At 63.8% G+C, this 17,765-nt stretch carries 14 protein-coding genes and 1 tRNA gene; 8 read left to right on the top strand and 7 right to left on the bottom strand.

What is annotated here, in order from left to right; all coding sequences use genetic code 11:
- Positions 1 to 18: 18 nt before the first annotated feature.
- Entirely contained in the window at positions 19 to 1,836 is a 1,818-nt protein-coding gene (locus tag ACFWU5_RS20940; RefSeq protein ID WP_379268327.1) for an ABC transporter ATP-binding protein, read from the bottom strand.
- 77 nt (positions 1,837 to 1,913) lie between these two features.
- Here ACFWU5_RS20940 and ACFWU5_RS20935 point away from each other — a divergent pair, with 77 nt between their 5' ends.
- Positions 1,914 to 2,318 (top strand): MarR family winged helix-turn-helix transcriptional regulator, encoded by a 405-nt coding sequence (locus tag ACFWU5_RS20935; RefSeq protein WP_379268326.1) that lies wholly within the window; start codon positions 1,914 to 1,916, stop codon positions 2,316 to 2,318.
- Here ACFWU5_RS20935 and ACFWU5_RS20930 read toward each other — a convergent pair.
- Positions 2,315 to 2,761 (bottom strand): YybH family protein, encoded by a 447-nt coding sequence (locus ACFWU5_RS20930; RefSeq protein ID WP_379268325.1) that lies wholly within the window; start codon positions 2,759 to 2,761, stop codon positions 2,315 to 2,317. The two genes, ACFWU5_RS20935 and ACFWU5_RS20930, sit on opposite strands and share 4 nt — an antisense overlap.
- Before the next feature lie 109 nt (positions 2,762 to 2,870).
- Here ACFWU5_RS20930 and ACFWU5_RS20925 point away from each other — a divergent pair, with 109 nt between their 5' ends.
- From ACFWU5_RS20925 to ACFWU5_RS20905, 5 genes are all read left to right on the top strand, one after another.
- On the top strand, positions 2,871 to 5,150 hold the full coding sequence (locus ACFWU5_RS20925; RefSeq protein ID WP_379268324.1) for a hypothetical protein: 2,280 nt from the start codon (positions 2,871 to 2,873) through the stop codon (positions 5,148 to 5,150).
- Positions 5,151 to 5,190: 40 nt separating this feature from the next.
- Positions 5,191 to 5,670: a pyridoxamine 5'-phosphate oxidase family protein gene (locus tag ACFWU5_RS20920; protein ID WP_379268323.1), complete on the top strand. Its 480-nt coding sequence runs from the start codon at positions 5,191 to 5,193 to the stop codon at positions 5,668 to 5,670.
- A gap of 57 nt (positions 5,671 to 5,727) precedes the next feature.
- Positions 5,728 to 5,801: transfer RNA gene (locus ACFWU5_RS20915), tRNA-Pro, on the top strand.
- A 1,582-nt stretch (positions 5,802 to 7,383) separates the two neighbouring features.
- Entirely contained in the window at positions 7,384 to 9,234 is a 1,851-nt protein-coding gene (locus tag ACFWU5_RS20910) for a hypothetical protein (protein ID WP_379245550.1), read from the top strand.
- Between the two features lie 60 nt (positions 9,235 to 9,294).
- Entirely contained in the window at positions 9,295 to 10,455 is a 1,161-nt protein-coding gene (locus ACFWU5_RS20905) for a hypothetical protein (RefSeq protein ID WP_379245548.1), read from the top strand.
- 590 nt (positions 10,456 to 11,045) lie between these two features.
- Here the strand turns inward: ACFWU5_RS20905 and ACFWU5_RS20900 are convergent.
- The 3 genes from ACFWU5_RS20900 to ACFWU5_RS20890 form a co-directional block, all read right to left on the bottom strand.
- The gene (locus ACFWU5_RS20900; RefSeq protein WP_379245546.1) at positions 11,046 to 11,366 is read right to left on the bottom strand and encodes a hypothetical protein; all 321 of its coding nucleotides are present in this window, start codon (positions 11,364 to 11,366) and stop codon (positions 11,046 to 11,048) included.
- A 369-nt stretch (positions 11,367 to 11,735) separates the two neighbouring features.
- Positions 11,736 to 12,050: a hypothetical protein gene (locus tag ACFWU5_RS20895; RefSeq protein ID WP_379245544.1), complete on the bottom strand. Its 315-nt coding sequence runs from the start codon at positions 12,048 to 12,050 to the stop codon at positions 11,736 to 11,738.
- A gap of 249 nt (positions 12,051 to 12,299) precedes the next feature.
- A complete protein-coding gene (locus tag ACFWU5_RS20890; RefSeq protein ID WP_379245542.1) occupies positions 12,300 to 13,391 on the bottom strand; it encodes a hypothetical protein in 1,092 nt (363 codons plus the stop codon).
- A gap of 149 nt (positions 13,392 to 13,540) precedes the next feature.
- Between ACFWU5_RS20890 and ACFWU5_RS20885 the strand changes: the two genes are divergently transcribed.
- The gene (locus tag ACFWU5_RS20885) at positions 13,541 to 14,071 is read left to right on the top strand and encodes a hypothetical protein (protein ID WP_379245540.1); all 531 of its coding nucleotides are present in this window, start codon (positions 13,541 to 13,543) and stop codon (positions 14,069 to 14,071) included.
- Between the two features lie 806 nt (positions 14,072 to 14,877).
- On the opposite strand, the gene ACFWU5_RS20880 is transcribed toward ACFWU5_RS20885, so the two are convergent.
- Both ACFWU5_RS20880 and ACFWU5_RS20875 read right to left on the bottom strand, forming a co-directional pair.
- A complete protein-coding gene (locus ACFWU5_RS20880; RefSeq protein WP_379245538.1) occupies positions 14,878 to 16,044 on the bottom strand; it encodes a hypothetical protein in 1,167 nt (388 codons plus the stop codon).
- A 149-nt stretch (positions 16,045 to 16,193) separates the two neighbouring features.
- Positions 16,194 to 16,751 (bottom strand): hypothetical protein, encoded by a 558-nt coding sequence (locus ACFWU5_RS20875; RefSeq protein ID WP_379245536.1) that lies wholly within the window; start codon positions 16,749 to 16,751, stop codon positions 16,194 to 16,196.
- Between ACFWU5_RS20875 and ACFWU5_RS20870 the strand changes: the two genes are divergently transcribed.
- Positions 16,750 to 16,968 (top strand): hypothetical protein, encoded by a 219-nt coding sequence (locus ACFWU5_RS20870; RefSeq protein WP_379268322.1) that lies wholly within the window; start codon positions 16,750 to 16,752, stop codon positions 16,966 to 16,968. The genes ACFWU5_RS20875 and ACFWU5_RS20870 overlap by 2 nt on opposite strands.
- The last annotated feature ends 797 nt before the right edge of the window (positions 16,969 to 17,765 follow it).

Below are 17,765 nucleotides of genomic sequence, written 5' to 3'. Positions count from 1 at the left end.
CGTCTGAACTGCGAAGGATCAGGCGGCCACAACCTCGGCCGCGCCGTTGAGTCGCGCGTAACGTCCACCGTCGTCGATCAGGGTCGAGTGGTCGCCGAGTTCGACGACCCGGCCGTGGTCGAGCACGGCGATCTGGTCGGCGTCGCGGATCGTGCTGAGCCGGTGGGCGATGGTGATGACCGTGCGGCCCTGCGCGACCACGTCGATGGCGGCTTGCACCGCGCGTTCGGTCTCGTTGTCCAGCGCGCTGGTGGCTTCGTCGAGGACCAGCACGCGTGGGTCGCGCAACAGGGTGCGGGCCAGGGCGATGCGTTGTTTCTCGCCGCCGGAGAACCGGTGGCCGCGCGACCCGACCACCGTGTCGTAGCCGTGGGGGAGCGCGGCGATCAGTTCGTGGATCTGGGCGGCGCGGGCCGCGCGTTCGATCTCCGCGTCGGTGGCGGTGGGCTTGGCGTAGCGGAGGTTTTCGCGAATGGTCGTGTGCAGCAGGTACGACTCCTGGGACACCACGCCAACGATGCGGGCGAGGGTGCCCAGTTCCAGGTCGCGCACGTCGACGCCGTCGATGGTCACTCGGCCGTCGGTCACGTCGTGCAGTCGCGCGACCAGCGAGGCCAGGGTGGTTTTTCCGGAGCCGGTCTCGCCGACCAGGGCCAGCGTCGATCCCGGCGGGACGACGAGGGAAATGCCGTCGAGGACAGCGGGGCCCTCGTTCTCATAGCGGAAGCTGACATCTTCGAACCGGACCTCGCCCACGACATCGCGCGGGTCGAGGTCGATCGGCTGCGCGGGCTCGTCGATCTCGACGGGCAGGTCGAGGTAGCCGAAGATCCGGCTGAACAGTGCCATCGAACTGGTGACTTCCACACCCACGTTGAGCAGCGCCATCAGCGGCCGGAAGAGCCCGGCCTGCAGGGTCGTGAACGCGACCAGCGTGCCGATCGTCATGCCGCTGCTGGTCGCCGGGAGTCCGGCGGCCAAGTAGAGCAGGGCAGGAATCGCGGCGAACACGATGCTCATGGTGGCCATCCGCCAACGCCCGGCCAGCTGCGCGCGCACTTCGAGATCGACCAGGTCGTGCGACGTCTTCTCGAAGGTCGCCGACGCGAGCGGCCCGGTGCCCAGCGTCTTACCCAGCTGCACACCGCTCACCGACAGCCCCTCCTCGACCTGACCGTGCAGGTCGGCGAGGTGACGTTGGCGCTGGGCGGTGATGGTGCGGCGAAGCAGGGCAACGCGTCGCGTCAACCAGATCGCCGGCGGCAGGACCACCAGCGACAACAGCGACAACCGCCACGACAGCACGGTCATCGCGATCGCGGTACCCACCACGGTGGTGACATTGCTGGCGATGGAGGTCGCGGTGCTGGTGACCACCGACTGCATCCCGCCGACATCGTTGATCAGGCGGGACTGGACCTCGCCCCCGCGCGTGCGGGTGAAGAACGCCAGCGACTGCCGTTGCAGATGGCGGAACACGTCGGCGCGCAACACGTGCATGACCTGCTGCCCGACGGTGGTCGAGATGAGCGTCTGGCCTACGCCGAGCACCGCGGTGAGCACGGTCACCGCGAGCATCCCGCCCACGGCCCACAGCAGCAACGACACGTTCTGCTGCGGCAGCGCGTCATCGATGATCATCCGCAGCAGGAACGGCGAGGCGAGACCGATCGTCGAAGCCGCCACGATCAACACGGTCAGCCCGGTGAGCTGCAGCCGGTACGGCGCGAACAGCGCGACGATCCGACGCAGGGAAACCGGCGACTCGCGCAGTTGCGCGCGGTCGGCCGGGTCGAGGCGACGGGTGCGTCCGCCGGTCGAGTCTTTCTCTTTCATGCAACCCCCTTGGGCTGTGCAAGTATGCTGAGGTTACCTCACTATCTGGTCAGGTGAACAAACCGAGAGGCGAGTTTATGCCCGACAACGACAGCGACCTGCTCATGCAGGTAGCCAGAACGCTCCGTCGGCGCTGGTCAGCGGCATACGCCCCGATCGGACTCACCCCCCACCAGGCCCGAGCCCTGCGCGTCACCGGCGAACACAACGGCCTACGCCTCTCGGCCATCGCCGACGCACTACGCATCAGCCCCCGCTCAGCCACCGAAGTAGTCGACGCCTTACAGGAAGCCGACCTGGTAACCCGCCACCCCGACCCGACCGACCGCCGAGCAATCCTCGTAACGGTCACCCCGTCGGGCAAGCGAACCCTGGCAACCCTGACCGACGCCCGAACAAAGGACGCCGACGACTTCTTCAGCCGACTCACCGATGAGGAGCGCGCCGCGCTGCGCGCCATTCTGGGAAAGCTCGTCCGCTAACCGATCGACCCGGCGACGTTGGTGTTGTGCACCGAACAGACCCACCAGGACCCATCGCGCCGGACGAGCACCCATGTTCCACGATTGGTGACGGAGAACTCCGGTGTGCGCAGCGTCTGCTCTACGTTGACCACAGCGTGGTCGGGTGTCAGGAAGCGGACCACGAGCAGTTCGAAGTGGGCGCGGGCGTCGGGAGCGCTGCCGAGGCGTTCTCGATGGTAGGAGTGCAGTTCCTCCCAGCCGCGAAAGATGGCCCCCGCGGGGGTGATGAACACGACGTCGTCGGTGAATGCCTGATCGAAGGCGGCGGCATCCTTGGCGACCAACGCCTGTTCCAGTGTTCGGAACAGTGCCTCGATCTCGGCCGTCGCGGTGGCGTCTGTCTCGGCCACGCCGGCTGTCGGGCGGCTACCCGACATCGGGCCCGAATACTGCCTTGTCATCGGCTTCCTCTCAGATCTGCGTCCTGGTCTCACCGACAACCCTGCACGATCGTCGATCGGCATGGGGGAAGATGCGCGCACGTGGGGCGCCAAGTAATGTCCCGGAGCTGTGGAAGACGACGGTATGCGGGGCACCCGACGGATTACGGCGGGATGGGCCGGTGTGACCGTGCTCGGGGTGATCGTGGGGTACGTGGGGGTGCTGCTGGCCAATGCCCGGCACTTCTACACAGACGACACCGAGGCGCAATATGTTCCGCTCTGGCTGACAGTCGGGCGGCACCTGCGAAACGGGGACTTTCCGGGGCTGGAACCCCAGCGTTGGATGGCAGGCAATTACCTGATCGAAGGTCAGGCGAGTCTGTTCAACCCGCCGCAGCTGCTGGTCGCGGCGATCGCACCCTCGTTCGACAACATGGTCGTGCTGGCCACGGTGGTCAAGCTCGCCTATTCGATCATCCTCGCCCTGGGCGTTTTTCGGATCTGCCTGGCCTATCGGGCGCAGCCGCAGTGGGCGGCGGTGGCCGGGGTGGCGATCTGTTTCTCCGGGTGGTTGCTGTTTCTCGACCAGGCCACGTGGGTGCTGGGTCTGGCCGGAACTGCTTGGCTGGCGCACGCGTGGGCGTCGGCAGTGCGCTACGCGCGAGGACGCAGCGGCCCGATTCCGGTGTTCGTTTTCCTGTTCTTCACGATCACCGTGGGCTACGTGTGGCCGGGCGTCGAAGCGGCGCTGATGATCGTGGCCGTGGCGGCGGGGGAGTGGCTGTATCAGCGCTCGCCGTGGCCGTCGCTGCGGCTGCTGCTGGCCGCCGGATGCGCCGGACTGGCCGGGGCGATCACGTATCTGCCGAGCCTGCTGTCCTCGGAAGTCACCTGGCGCGTGGCCGACAACTCGATCCACAACGACGGCTTCATGACGGTGCCGTGGTCGGAATCGCTGAGCGCGAGCCTGCCCACGAACTTGCCGTCGTTCAACTCCTGGTTCGGTCTGATCCAACCGTTCCCGATCGTCTACATCGCCTGGTTCCTCATCCCCGGCCTGGCCTTCGTGGACTGGAAGGCGGCGGCGAAGTCCGCGCGCGAGATCAGCGGCATCGCGATCTTCGCCGCGATCACCCTGATCTGGACCGCCGGACCCGCGATGCTGGGCCCGCTACGTTGGCCCGCCCGCGTCCTGCCCATGCTCGCGATGGCCCTGCTTCTGCTCGGGTGCGTGCTGTTGAGCAGGCATGGCAGCCTCGTCAACTGGCGCACGCGAGGCGCGGTGGCGGTCGCGCTGGTCGCGGTGCTGTGGGTGCGCGCGGTCGCCTCCGCGCCCTACGACCGGATCCAGGTCCACCTGGCCGCGGCGCTCGTGGTGATCGCGCTCGGCGCGGTCGTGACACTGCTGTACGCGAAATGGGGACCGACAGCGGCCTGCACGGCACTGCTGGCGACCATCGCGCCGATCGCGTACTACCAAGTCGACGAGTCGTTCCCGCATCCGATGTCGTGGAGCCTGCCCGAAAGCCGTTCCGAGGCCGCCGCCCGATTCCCCGACTTCGACGGCACCACCCTGCAACTGGGCAACAGCCAGGCCTTCCCCGGTGACGCCAAGAACAGCGACGGCGTCTACACCTCCCTGGTCGTGGGCTTCTCCGCCGAAGTCCCCGGTGTCGAATACGTCAACGGCTACACACCGATCGGCCACCGGGCATTCTCGGACCGCATCTGCATGTTCTGGGAGGGCAGCACCTGCGCCGAATCCCTCGGCAAGATCTTCGAGATCGAACCGAAAACCGGCAAACCCATCGTCGACCTGATGAAGGTCGACCGCATCACCCTGATGCGCCTGGTCTACCCCGACGTCCGCTGGCACCCCGCACCCGCGGGCTGGCACTGGGTCGACTACCCACCCAACGACAAATGGATCTGGGTCCTCGAACGCGACAGCGGCCCGATCTCCACCACCAACGGCCGCATCGCCGCCACCGCCGACGGTGTAGACGCGGTCTCCCTCACCGAATCCGGCTACACGAGCACCGCCCGAGTCTCGTCCGAGAACGGCGGCCGCGTGACATTCGCCCGCCTGATGTGGCCCGGCTACCGCGCCACGCTCGACGGCCGCGACCTCGACGTCGAAGCCGTCGACGACATCTTCGTCTCCGTCATCGTTCCTGCGGGCACCGAGAACGCGCAGCTCGAGGTCACGTGGCGACCGCCGGGCATGTATTTGGGGATCGCGATCTTCTCGCTCGGGGTGACCGGGATCGGCGCGCTGCAGTGGTGGTTTGTGCGCAACCGGCGGCGGTCGGATGGGCTTCTGCTCACCAGTTCGGTGTCTGCGTTGGGTGATGGTGAGGTCGTCGATCGACCGCGTGACCAGAGCTCGAAGGTGTTGGCCCGGTAGGGGTTGACTGTCCCGTAGGGGGAGACGGTTGGCTGGGCTCATGGACCTCACCGAGATCAAACAGGCCACCGCCGTCCTGAGCGAATGGGCGCACGTGGCGACCGTGGGTCGAGATGGCGACCCCGACGTCTCTCCCGTGCACCCCGCGTGGCAGGGCGACACGATCTGGTTTCTGACCGGTGCGTTATCGGTCAAGGCCCGCAACATCTCTCACCACCCTCGAGTCGCCATGCACTGGCAGATCGACGCGGCCGGCGATGGCGTCGAGGTGTGGGGCGAGGCCGAGATCTACGCCGACGTGAGCACCAAGCGTGGCCTGTGGAACGGGGTATTCGACTACGACCTCAACGACTTCGCCCCCGGTGGCCCGGACGACTCACCCGACATGGTGTTCGTAGCCGTCCGGCCCACCCGTGCCGTTCACATCCGCGCCTTCGGCATGGGCGGGACGAGCAACTGGTCGATCCGTCCGCATCGCGCCTCCACATCGACGGAAAAATCGCCTCTACCAGCCGATTAGTACCTTCGGTCAGAGGTGGGGTAATCTTTTCGAGCACCCGGAGACGGGGGCAAGAAACGGGCTGTGGCGCAGCTTGGTAGCGCACTTGACTGGGGGTCAAGTGGTCGCAGGTTCAAATCCTGTCAGCCCGACAGTGAAACCCCCTCTGACCTCGGTCGGAGGGGGTTCTTCTGTATCTGGAGACCTGCAACGTTTGGGTCCAAATGGACACATATTGCACACTAAAAGCTTCAACCAGCCCATCTGGCGGCCTCTGAAAGGCCTTCAAACCCATGGTTTCGCCCACTAGGGGCCGCCGCGCATCGTTATGTGATGCAAATCACGAAAATCGGCCCAGGTGGGGTCCTGAGCAGCCTGTTTCCGATCGCTGGCAAGGCTGAATTCTTCGCTCCGACTGATCTCCGGACCACCTGGCGGATCTTCCGCCGGTACGGGCTCGGCCCAAGTGCGAGCGACTGGCACCCTCCCATCGCTGCCCACTGATTCCGATCGTAGATGTGCAGTTTCTGTTATTCGGTTGCGCTGGTTCGAGTGCTGCGCACGCGGCCTTCGCCGTACCTGCGTTTCGGCGGTGTCGATGGCAAAGCGTCCGGGGCATTGCATGAGTGAGTAGCGGGCGTCGCCAAGGCTCACCACTGTGGGTGGCAGAGAGTGCGGTGCGCACGGAGTGTCAACACGGAGAACCCTGAGGGCCATCGTGCGTGTCCGGAGGGGGATACACTCGCTATCCACAGTGGTTGACCTGCGGAAGCGCTGAGTATCGGGCCCGTAGCGGTACGGGGTCTCGCAACGGGCTTGCTTCCGGTCGCCCGAGTTCGTTCCGGGCGCGGTGATTTCGATGTCGAGTTGGGCGAGCAGGATGGGAGCGGTCGGCAGACCGAATGCTTGGCCGGAGCATCGGTGGTCGTTCTGGCCGTCGGTAGATGTCTCGAACCGGCTGTCGGAGCAGGCAGTGGGGCGGCGAGTAGTTCGATCGGCGTTCTGGTGAACTCATTTGCCTCGTTGGTTGCGGCTTAAGCAGCGCTAGAGGTGATTTGGGCGAGGTAGCCCTTGAGCGCGGCTACGCCGACACAGCTTCGGGCGTGTGGGAAAGGGTCGGTGTCGTGGAGAGGTGTCGATCAGTTCCGCGGATGTTTGCAGTGCATGCCGGGTTGCACTTCCCGACGTTCGACCTCGGCTGCTTCTACCGCGATCTCTGCACCGGCGTTACGTGCGGTCGATAGCCCCGGCGATCCACTCGGTCAGCGCGGGCGCGGCGGTGTCGTAGCCGGTGGTGTCGAACCGCGCCCCGTCGCTGTTCTGGGGGGTCGGAACGCCTGTCCTGGTGGTGTTGGTCGCGGTGTTGTAGGTGAGTGAGGGTAGGGAATCCGGTCCCGGTGAACAGGCTGGCGGTGGCCGAGAGGAGGTCGGCGGCGATCGGTGCCAGCTCGGTCAGCGCCAGGAACGCGGCGACGGGGTCGCCCTTGGCGAGGGTTTCGACGGCCGTCCAGGCGATAGTTCCGGTGTTCGCCAGACCTCATCGATACGCGCGGACCAAGCCGTTCAAAGAGTGATGTATTTCATGGTTTGTAACAGGGCGCCTGTTACGCCCGGTTTGGGGACTGGAGCTTCCGATCAGCAACCCAGCTGAGATGCTCCTCCGGATCGAAAGGCATTGGTATGAAATGGTTTCCGAATACGAGCCCTCCGCGAGGGCGACCAACAACAGTCGCGGTGTCTTCACTGGCCACCATGATCGTGTGCGCGGTCGTGATGTCGACAGCGACCGCGTGGGGCGACCCGAATGCCCCATCGACTACGCCGCCGACCTCGGCAGCACCGTCGGCGACCACCACAACCAGCACACCGCAGGCAACGCCATCGAAGCCCGCTCAATCGTCTTCGGCTACGACCGAACCCGCGGACGCGCCTACGACCACCGAACGGCCGACAGCACGGCCGTCCACGACGACCTCCGCGCCGCCGTCCACCACGACTGTCACCTCCGCGCCGCCGGTAACCCTGACCGAACCAGAACCGGTCGGGTGCATCTCGGAGACGCCGGGCAAGCGAAACAAGCCCGAAAAGTGGGCACCGACAAAGAATCCGAACCGCAAGGTCACACCGGGCAAGATGCGGTCGGACTGCGAGGAGGTCCCCGGCGGGTTCACCAAGGAACAAGCCGACAAGGCCGAAACCATGGAAGCCGCAGTGAAGTCGGCGGATTCGACCGAGGGTGGGGCAACGGTGATGGTCGCGCCGGGTTGTCAAGTCTATTGGCCCGCTCCGTATGAGGTGTGTGGCGCGATCCGCGATAAGTACAACGAGCTCGGCGGTCCGAACAGCTTTCTGCTCTGGCCGACCAGCAACGAGCTGACCAACCCGGACGGTGTTGGTAGGAGAAATACCTTCACCAACGGGCCGATCTACTGGTCTCCGTGGGGTGGTGCGCATCCGGTGGCGAACCACTTCTTCGCTGCGTGGCAGCGCAACGGTTGGGAAGGCGGTATTCTTGGTTACCCGACCTCTGATGAATTCGTCAACGGGGACGGGATAGGGCGTCGCCAGTATTTCGACGGCGGTACCGTCTACTGGCGGCTGAACGAGGCGTATTTCGTCGCCGGTGCCATCCGTGACAAGTGGGGCGAAACCGGCTGGGAAGGTGGCTTTCTCGGGTATCCGAGCAGCGACGAAACCGGCACGGCAGTCGGCGGCGGACGATTCAACACCTTCGAGCGAGGTGTCATTTACTGGTCAGGTGCGGGTGGTGCCCATCCTGTGGTCGGTGGTGTCCTCGACAAGTGGGCGAAATCGGGGTACGAAGGCGGCACTTATGGCTTCCCGATCGGAGATCAAACCAGTCGCGACGCCAACGTCACTGTGGAGCAGCAGTTTCAAGGTGGACTGATCACCGCTCCGGGTCCTGCTGCCACCGAGCTCGCCTACCTCAATCCTGGCACTACTGCCGAGCAGATGATCGCCGAGGCACAAGCGTGGGCTCAGCGGATGGCAAAGCCTGTCATCGATGTGCTCAATGAGACCCTGCGAAAAGGCAGGGAGTACACGGAGATCGGCAATACCAGCGACACTCCATCAGAAGACGATATGCAAGACGTTCCTGACGCGCGCGGCCCCGGCGATATCTTCTACGCCGACTCGAGCTTGGAAAGCGGACTCGTAAGTTGGATCAATCACGGTCATATGGCAATCTTCGTTTCGAAGACGAACACAGTCGAGTCCAACAATTCGAAGGGCGTCTTCGAGATCGATAATTCCCCAGCCGGACCCACGGGCGTGCGGAGAAAAATGCGCAACCCCAAGCTCGCGTGGGTCAACACGTCCGACGAGATTCGCGCGAAGGCCGTCGCATTCGCCCTCTCGAAGAAGGGCAAAGGGTACAACAACAACTTTGCCTTCAGTGACAACATCGAAGATGAGCAATACCATTGCGCGCAAATCGTCTGGGCATCGTATATGCATGCATCGAACGAAGACGTAGACCTGCGAGATCCGGTAGCGAAACATATATCAACCGGAGTGTATCCAAAAGAGGTCTTTAGATCGTCCTGGCTAACGCGCTACTGAGCGATCCGGCCGGAACAAATCAAACTCTCACACTGCCTATTGCAAGGATGGCTGTCGCTCATGGTAAAACTTCGTCCGCTGGCGCGGGTACTGGCCTCAACGGTGACCCTCCTGGCTGTCGCTTCGTGCGCGCAGCGTGAGTATCCAGGAGGCCCGTCAGACACGCTGGGGGCTGAGGTCGTGGGAGCTGTTTCGGTCGGACCAAACGGCTGGGACGCCATCGGAGACAAGGACCGCACACGGGTCTTCCTCTTCGATGCGAAGGGCGAAGTAGTCTCGCGGTTGGATGGTGTCGCGATCGCCAACAACCGGCTACTGGTCTCCCGGCAGCGGCTGATCACCGTTGCCGGGAGCTCGGTAACCACGCTCGACGGTGCCGGTCGTTTCGCAGTGCCGATCGATGCGGAACTCATCGTCCAGGCCGCTGCCAATGATCCTCGTACAGGCGCGGCGACCATTTGGTTCAACAGCGGGGTGATAGATGACCAATACACCAACCGATACGTATCGATTGGCCCCGACCACACATCGCGCGTCGGATCCGTACCCGGCATCGTCGGCTCGGCTGGATACTGCGGGGACAAGCACTTTGCAGTGGTCCGCCAGTCGTATGTAGGTTCCTCGGGGGCCCCGACACAGCAATGGCTCTACGCAATCCCGCCTAATGGCGACGCTGTCGCAGTAAGTGAATGGCGCCATGATCCAGGATATAGGCCGATATCCTCGGCGACCTGCACTGATCGAGGAGAAATGCTGGTGCTCTATGGGTCCGAAGAGTTGATCACCAACAAGAGTGGAGGCCTCAGTCCGACCCTGGTAAGAATCGACACCACTAACGGTTCACGGACTGAAACGCCATTGGACATGCCTGAGTACGCCTGGAACACGCGGCCGGGGGCGCTCACGATCGTCGAAGATCGACTCTATTGGATCACCCACGAGAATGAGGTGCTGTCGGTTGGTTTGGATGGATCATCGAAAGTCAACAAAGAGTGGAGGTTGCCCGACCTCGGCGAGGAAACATCAGCGTCAGTCGCGGGCAATACCGTCTCCGCGATCAACCATCGAGGCACTCCAACCTTCACCCAATACGATCTACGGACCGGGCGGATAATACGAGAGTCAGTGACGTTGCCGTGGCTCGAACCGCTCGAGGGCTCAGTCTCCGACAGCGGAGGCACCATTTACACGATAGACGCGTCCGTCGGCATGGTCAGCTGATATCGCACGGTCGACACGACCCCGGACGCCAGCCAGGAAATTGTGAGGTGCAGTAGCAGGGCTTGACGACGGCGCTCGAACTGTCAGATTGGCGTACCGAACGGACCGTGTTCAACCCGTAAGCCGTTGGGCCGCCGCAGATCTGCTGACCCGTTTGGCCGACTGCACCGCCCAGTGGTGCCGAGCAATTCGCTCGACACCACCGGGCGGTGCGCTGTTGGCTGTGGGTGACTTTGTCGCGCTGGCTACTTCGTGCGGTCGATAGCCTCGTCGATCCAGTCGGTCTGCATGGGGCGGCCGTTGTCGTAGCCGGTGGCAAGGTACACGGCTGCGTGGTCGTTCCGGAGGGCCGGATCGCCGGTGGCGGTCGTGGTGCCGACCCCGGTGGTGGCGGTGTTGAAGGTCTGGGTGAGCGCAGGGACCGATCCCGGTGAACGCGGTGGCGGTGGCGGTGGCGGTGGCCGAGAGGAGATCGGCGGCGATCGGTGCCTTGCATCAAGCCTGTCTGCACGCGGCACCATGAGCGTCGTCTACGCCGCACACGCGCACCAACCTCGAAATTCAGGCGCCGAGGGTAACCGTCACCACCGTCACGACAGCATCACCTGGATCGCGCCGCCGCCCATCACGATTACGAACAGTACGGCGATGCCGATCCAGAATGGCAGCCAACCACGTTTGGTCATCGCAGCACTCTGAGCTGCCTCCTCGGCGGTCTTGGGCGGCTCCAACGCTGACCATGCCACCACCGTCCCCACCATCGTGACAGCACCGATAACCACTATCGCAACGCCGAGCAGCATCGACACCAGCGCGAACACGCCGATCCCGGACAGCAACAACAACACCCCGACCGTGAACAACGCCTGTACCACTGCCAATTGTGATTTTGTCATCTCGTCGCGGCTCACAGTTCTACCTCGATCGGGGCGCCGAAGATCTTATCGGCCGGGAGATCCCAAAAGTGCGTGGTCACATCCGTACTTCCTAGTCGAGTAGTCACTGTCAGCCGATAATTCTCAGCCGTGCGATCAGGTCGCGACAGTATGAACGGGAATGCGCATACCATCCCGCCGAGCCCACGGGCGTACATGCCTGCGGGCAGATTGGTACTCGTGACCCGGTCTCCGACAGTGTCGCTGTCCACCAACGTGTACAACGCCACGACGGCATCAACCCCGAGCGGGTGCCCACCGACCATGACCGAACAGCCCCCGCCCTCCTCGGACCGAGAATCACCAACGACCACGACACGCCCCGACAGATCGGCCATATTCCGGTCACGGAAAGCCCGAACACCGACACCCGCAGCGACAGCAGCCACCACGACACAGCGTGGCCTGCGCGAGCGGAAACAGCTGTCCCTGCCCTGACTCCGGATCCAGGTGAGCACGAATCGCCTGCAGATGTGTCACCGCAACCGACAGACCCTGATGCGCAACCGCCGAAACCGGCGCAGGCGGCCAGTCGAGGTCGTCGACACGCAGCTGGCTGCCCGGCTCGGGCCTGAACACGGTTGCGGCCGCGCTCCGCCACAGCTCGAGCGTCGCGAAGGTCGATCGAATCTGCCGCGCGTAGTCGGCATCGCTGGTCACGCCCGGATACTACGTGCGAGCATGCGATACACGGCAGGGAATTTTCCCGCACGGCTTCTCAGCTTCACATGATCGCTGGTCAGGTCACAATGCTGAACTAGAGTCGCGAGCCGGACTGCCACAGCTGCGGTAATGCACACCTCTCCGTGTCGACCAAGTGAATTACGAACCTGCTGGCCTGCAACGGATTTGGGAATACATTTTGCCTCACGAACAACCTCATACCGCCCGCCTTACTCGCCGAGGCTGCTAGCGCCCCGGCTGTTGCGGTCGATGGAGCGCGTTGAGCAGTTTGGATTCACCAGGGCCCATATGCACTGATTTCGCTTGGGCAAGGGCTGCATTCGCAGCTCCCGGGTCATAACCAGCGAACGGTGGCGCCGGTGCGGGCAGCCAGTTGTCAGCATGGGGCTGGGGCAGCATCGCTGGCTTCATCTGGCGCCTGTCCCACAACTTTTGGCACTCAGCAGTCACCGCCTGCACAACCGGTGTGACAGACCCGAGCACGCCATGCATCGTTATCGAGGCATCCTCGGTCAAGCAGACATCGGGGAGTGCGTCGACTCGCTGCAACTCGAAGCCTTGGACAAGTTCGGGCTGTCGAGGCAGCAACGAATAGGTCCCGGCTTCGGGCTTGCGCTTGTCGACTTGCACCAAGAAGTCGGTCCAGCGGGCTCGGTGCACGAATCCGTTGCGCGTGGCCTGAGCCCAGGTTTCCCACCCAGCTGGACCCGCAGCAGCCGCTGCACCCCGTGCTGAGCGAAGCAGCTGGTCTTGGGCGAGCCCTCCCTCCGTCTGTTCGGCGGCGAGGCGCTTTCGCAGCTGGCCGCCGCGACCGTTTTGTCCGGATGTACGGGGATAGGTGGGTGCTGTATCAATGGTATTGAGCGTGCCCCAATCTGCCTTGACGATGTTGACATTGATCGCGCCGACCCCAACGACCACCGCGGCCAGCGTGTCGAGGACCGAGCCCACGGCACGGAAGAAGCCGGCGCGTTCAGCATCGATATGCGCGAGACGTCGCCAATCCATGCCGTTGCGTTCTACCAGGTTTGGTGGCCCTGCCGACTTGCGCCGTTGGCGGGCAAAATAGATGTTCTCTTTTTGCACCGCCTCCTCGTAGCTCCATAAGTGCACGGCCGCGTCACGGAGATTGGTGCCGACCGTCCCGACGGCGTTGGTGAGATAGTGCGACAACCACCCGCGCGCCTCGATCGGCATCGAGTATCCGACCCACCACGTGAACCCGACAACGTCGTCGCGGAGATCGCGCGTCAGTGCCTGTTTCAGCTGTCCTACCGCGAGTAGCCCCGGGCGCACCGGGTCGTCGAATTGGGTCACGACTCCCCATTCTGGCGGATCAAGCACGTAGCGTCGCGGGATTTTCTGAGGCGGGACACACCAATCACCAACTCCCCCTGCTGGCGGAAACCGCCGTGATTGGTCACGGGTCAGTTCAGGCCCGAACCCATTCCACATTGGGGCCCGGAGTGGGTCCGGGGGTCGCCGCGTCCAACCTGCTGCCCGACCGCAGTACCGGCCACCACCGCCGGTTCGACGCCGACGAGGTCGCCGACTTCCTAGCCAACTACCCTTATCGGCCGGATCGGCCCGTCGCCTACCTCGGGGTGTCCCTCGGCCCTCTCGCCGAGCGTGTAGAGCCTGTCTACGATCTATCTACCCTGCCACCGGTCCTGTTCAGCCGCTACGCCGGCTACGACTACCTCAACGTTGCTGGCCTGACTCCGACCGAGCGCGCCCGGGCGATCGTGTGCACCTGGAACATCAGCGAGGCGACCGCCAAAGCTGTGATCGAGCGGAAGCTTCCTCTGATGGGCTGCGTCAAAGGCGTCACCACCCACGACACGATCTTCTGGCCCCGCGACATGATCCGGCTCACCGGCGGCATTGGGTTCGTCGTCGACCCCGACCTGCGTGGCCATGACGAGATCGGCACCGGGGTCATCACCACCGTCCCCGGTGGCGGACCCTGGCGCATCGTCGACCCCGCTGGGCTGTGATGGCTTCCTGGCCGTCCCGGTCCGCCGCGCGACTCGCCATCCACCTGGGCTAATCGGCTTGTAAGTTGTTCCCTCAGTAGGATATTGATCGTCCAGGAAGACCGGGCACAGGCGAGAGTCTGCACCACCCCCAGCTCCTACGCGGAATATCCCAAACGAGCGCGATGGAGGAGGTGAAGAATTTCGATGTGCGAGGACAAACTGGACGGGCCTTCGGGCCCCAGCGAGGACCGGCCGAACAGCAAGTTGCTCTGGCTGTTTCGGTTCGGTCAGGCCGTCACGGTCTCATGTCTGCCGGTGCTGCTGACCCTCTGGTTGGCGCCCCAGCAGCCGTGTACCGACCCGACCGGACCGGCCGAGTCGGTACACGCTAACCACTGCGGCTGACGGATCGACGCCCTAGGAAAGCGTCCGTCTCGCAGTCTCGGACCCCGGTCGCCTTCGCGACCGGGGTTCCGTGTCTCTGGCAGGGCCTTACGCACCTTACGCATCTCGTGCGTGGCGATATCGCTACGTGTAGCAAACGATACGTCCCCAACACTATGCAGGTTAGCCGATCTCTCTGGCACCAGCTATGAGGCGCTCCGCGGCGCGGCCAGGCGCGGAGTGGGTGGCTGGGCTCCCAGATCGATTGCAGGGACGATTCGCCCGTCGGTTGGATCTACAATCCCAACCCCCGAGGCCCGGCCACCTGTGCATTCCGCGCGAATGTTCCTCGACCCCATATCCCCACCGAGCGGCTGGTTCCGGCCAGCCCCGGCGATCGGCACGGGCGCAAGCTCGGGCCGCCCGATTCGCACGTTCGACTAGGCGCGCTCGAGTTCGCCAAAGCTGTCGCTGACCGTCCGCCCTTGCGTGGGGATCGTCACTGTTCCGTCGTAGACACGACCAAAACCCTCGGCGGTCACTGTCCATGTCGCGGTCAGCTCGGTTGGCGTGGACGGATCGGTCAGTACGAGTACGAAGTCCCTGTCGCCGTTCTTCCACCCGGGTCCGGGTGGCCGCCGTTCAAGATTGACCTTGATGATGGCGCAGTCGCCTTCCTGCTCCCAGTCGACGGGATCGTCCTTCAGGCGTGGAATCTCGAAGTCGAAATCGGCGGAGTAGCCGACGCCTGAGAAGTCCAGCCCACCCCAGGAGCCGCTCTGGGATTTGCTCGCTGAAACAGGCACCAGGAGCTTGGACTCCTTGAACAAGTTCGGATCCAGACAATCCAGAACCCGGACGCCGGGGATCGCGATTATGACTTCCACGTGGGTGAGGTAGACCGCTCCGACGTTGCGCACGCCGAGCCGGACCCCCGGCCAGGCCCGTGCCGCCAGATCATCCAAGCGCGCGGGCCACTCTTCGATGGTGGTCTCCCGCCACTGGTCGATGTCCCGTTCGGAAGCACCCCGCTCTCGCCCCTTCTCGGCGCCGAACTCGAGCCAGCCGCCAAGCAGCTCGTCGACATCATCGCGAACGAAGTACCGCACTTGCCCTGCGATCTCGACCTCGATTTCTACCGGGTGTGGTTCTGGATCGATGTCGAGGTATTGCTTGCGGACCGGGGCCATAGCAGGGCGGTCCAGGATCGTTGCGATCCGCTCGAGATGGTAGAGATCGATTGCGAGGCCGGCCGCCTCGCCGAGGGTACGTAGCTCGTTGCGTTGGGAGAGCCTGAGCTCCTGATTGGTGACGAACGCCAGGCCGTGGGGGGAATGCTTCGCAGCCGAGGTGAGGTCACCGGCGAACTTCTGCTTGATGTCGTTGAAGGTCTGCTCGCCGCGGGGAAAGTAGACGGCGTAGATCCAGGCTTTGCCGTCTTTGGTGCAGGTGCCATCGCGTCCTCCATCCTTACCTCCTTGTGGATGAGAGGGATCGATATCCTCATATCCTGCCGTCGCGAGAACTTGAGAGGCCAGGCGCTCGGAAGGTGCTTGGCCCTGTCGCCACTCGAGCAATCGATGCAGGGTCTCTTCGACGCGGGTCATGGGTAAGTTCTACCGTGACGAGGGGACATGCGTGCGGCAGGTCGCTGTTCAGAAGCCCAGTTTCCCGTCTGCCACAGATAATTAGTCGTTATTTGAGGCAACCGCCATAGCGTGACTTTTCGCAGTTTGGCCCCAACCGTCCCACATGCCTACGGGTTCTCGATCAAGGCGATGACTTCCTCGGCGTGAAGTCGCAGATCGGCGTTGAAACCGGTGTCGCTGCCGTACTGGTCGACCTCGAGTCTGCGGCCTATCTCGTCCACGATTCGCTTTATCGCCGCGTAGCGCTGGACGATCTCCGGCTCCAGGCGCCCCCGTGAGTTCTGCAGGGCAACATCGATAATCGCCGGGTCGGTATCGGGGCTCCAGCCCATTCCCATAGCCAAAATCTTCAAGTCACCGGAGTGCCCGTTTGGGAGGTAGTGCTGGAAGGCCAGCTTCTCGGCGACGTGACCGGCCATCAGTGTGTCGAGTGCGCTGTCGGGTTGTCGCGGCATCCATGACCTGTGCTCGGCGGTGGTCAGTCGCAGGCCACCGGCAACCGCGGGCCCGCCGCCGAGCAATTCCGCAAGCGCGGCCGGATGGGCGATCGTGATGTCGACGAACTCGATCCCCCGCGCATGGGCGATCACCGCGTGAGCGGCTTCGTGAACAGCGACATGGGAGAGCCACCCGTGCTCGGCGCAAATGAACTGGTCCAGCCCCATGGCTACCGCACTCTACGCAGCGAAACAGCTGGCGGAAAGCCGAGCATCGTCAGCGGTGCGGCGGCTTCGGTTAGATGTCGTTGCCCACGTGCATCATTCAGCTATGATCGCGACGGCCAAACAAGAAGGCAGCTGGTGTTGCGAACAGGACTACCGACTGCTGTTCGAAGCAATCGCCTGCGTGATGACCGATGGACAGATCGCCGAACATACCTAGTGCAGGTCAGTGCGGTGCGCGCTGACGCTGCACACATGCTGGTGAGCTACGGGACCTCCAAGAGTACGTCGTTGGCCCTGTTGCGGCGCGTGGCCGCCGAGCCCAGACTTCGACTGCGATTCGCTGGTTCGGATGATGCACCAGCACGAAGGAATCCCTACTGGGACACCATTTCGGACCTTGGGCTAGTCACCGGGTGGGGCGCCTCCGGTCCGCCTCGAATGCAGCAGCTGTGTGACCAATTGGGTATCGACGAGGACCGGATCGCGCAGCGCTGCCCGAAGTCGGAACTCGCGCGAACCCGTACCGAGGTCGTCGACCGATTCGGCGCAGATGAACACGGAAACCTCTACCAAGCAGGTTGTAATTCCCTGTCAGCGCCGACCGGATTCCACGTTGGCCAAGTTCGCTGACACGACTGCACATCGCTCGTCTCACCAAAGCTGGTCAAACCGCAGGTCGCGGGATCGGTTCCTGGCCAGATTCGCTGAGACAGGACAGTCATCCTGAAGCGAGCCTCGCGGCACGGCGAGAATCTCAACACCTGTACCCACACCCTCACCTATCTCCGCTGCGCCGGGCCGCACGGTTCGGGCGAGAATCTAAGCAACCAGGCACTGCTCCGCAACGGGCTCGCCGTCGATCAGCGCCGGTTGCCAAGGAATTCCGGTCTGCTACCGGGAACAATATCTCTCCACGCTCCCGTGGTTTTGGAGAAATTGTGACTACGCGGCCACCGAATTTCGGCAACAGCAGCTCCAGAACTTCCTCCATGTTGTCCGTCAGGACCTGGTTCG

Origin of the sequence: Nocardia sp. NPDC058640, from assembly GCF_042716995.1 — a bacterium.
Taxonomy (GTDB): Bacteria; Actinomycetota; Actinomycetes; order Mycobacteriales; family Mycobacteriaceae; genus Nocardia.
This window is presented reverse-complemented; position numbering and strand designations above follow the sequence as displayed.

What these genes read in the sequence shown, in the direction of transcription:
- ACFWU5_RS20935 (WP_379268326.1), top strand. Translation starts at nt 1,914, where the DNA reads ATGCCCGACAACGACAGCGACCTGCTCATGCAGGTAGCCAGAACGCTC.
- ACFWU5_RS20880 (WP_379245538.1), bottom strand. Translation starts at nt 16,044, where the DNA reads ATGACCCGCGTCGAAGAGACCCTGCATCGATTGCTCGAGTGGCGACAG.
- ACFWU5_RS20870 (WP_379268322.1), top strand. Translation starts at nt 16,750, where the DNA reads ATGGCTACCGCACTCTACGCAGCGAAACAGCTGGCGGAAAGCCGAGCA.
- ACFWU5_RS20920 (WP_379268323.1), top strand. Translation starts at nt 5,191, where the DNA reads ATGGACCTCACCGAGATCAAACAGGCCACCGCCGTCCTGAGCGAATGG.
- ACFWU5_RS20930 (WP_379268325.1), bottom strand. Translation starts at nt 2,761, where the DNA reads ATGACAAGGCAGTATTCGGGCCCGATGTCGGGTAGCCGCCCGACAGCC.
- ACFWU5_RS20905 (WP_379245548.1), top strand. Translation starts at nt 9,295, where the DNA reads ATGGTAAAACTTCGTCCGCTGGCGCGGGTACTGGCCTCAACGGTGACC.
- ACFWU5_RS20940 (WP_379268327.1), bottom strand. Translation starts at nt 1,836, where the DNA reads ATGAAAGAGAAAGACTCGACCGGCGGACGCACCCGTCGCCTCGACCCG.
- ACFWU5_RS20875 (WP_379245536.1), bottom strand. Translation starts at nt 16,751, where the DNA reads ATGGGGCTGGACCAGTTCATTTGCGCCGAGCACGGGTGGCTCTCCCAT.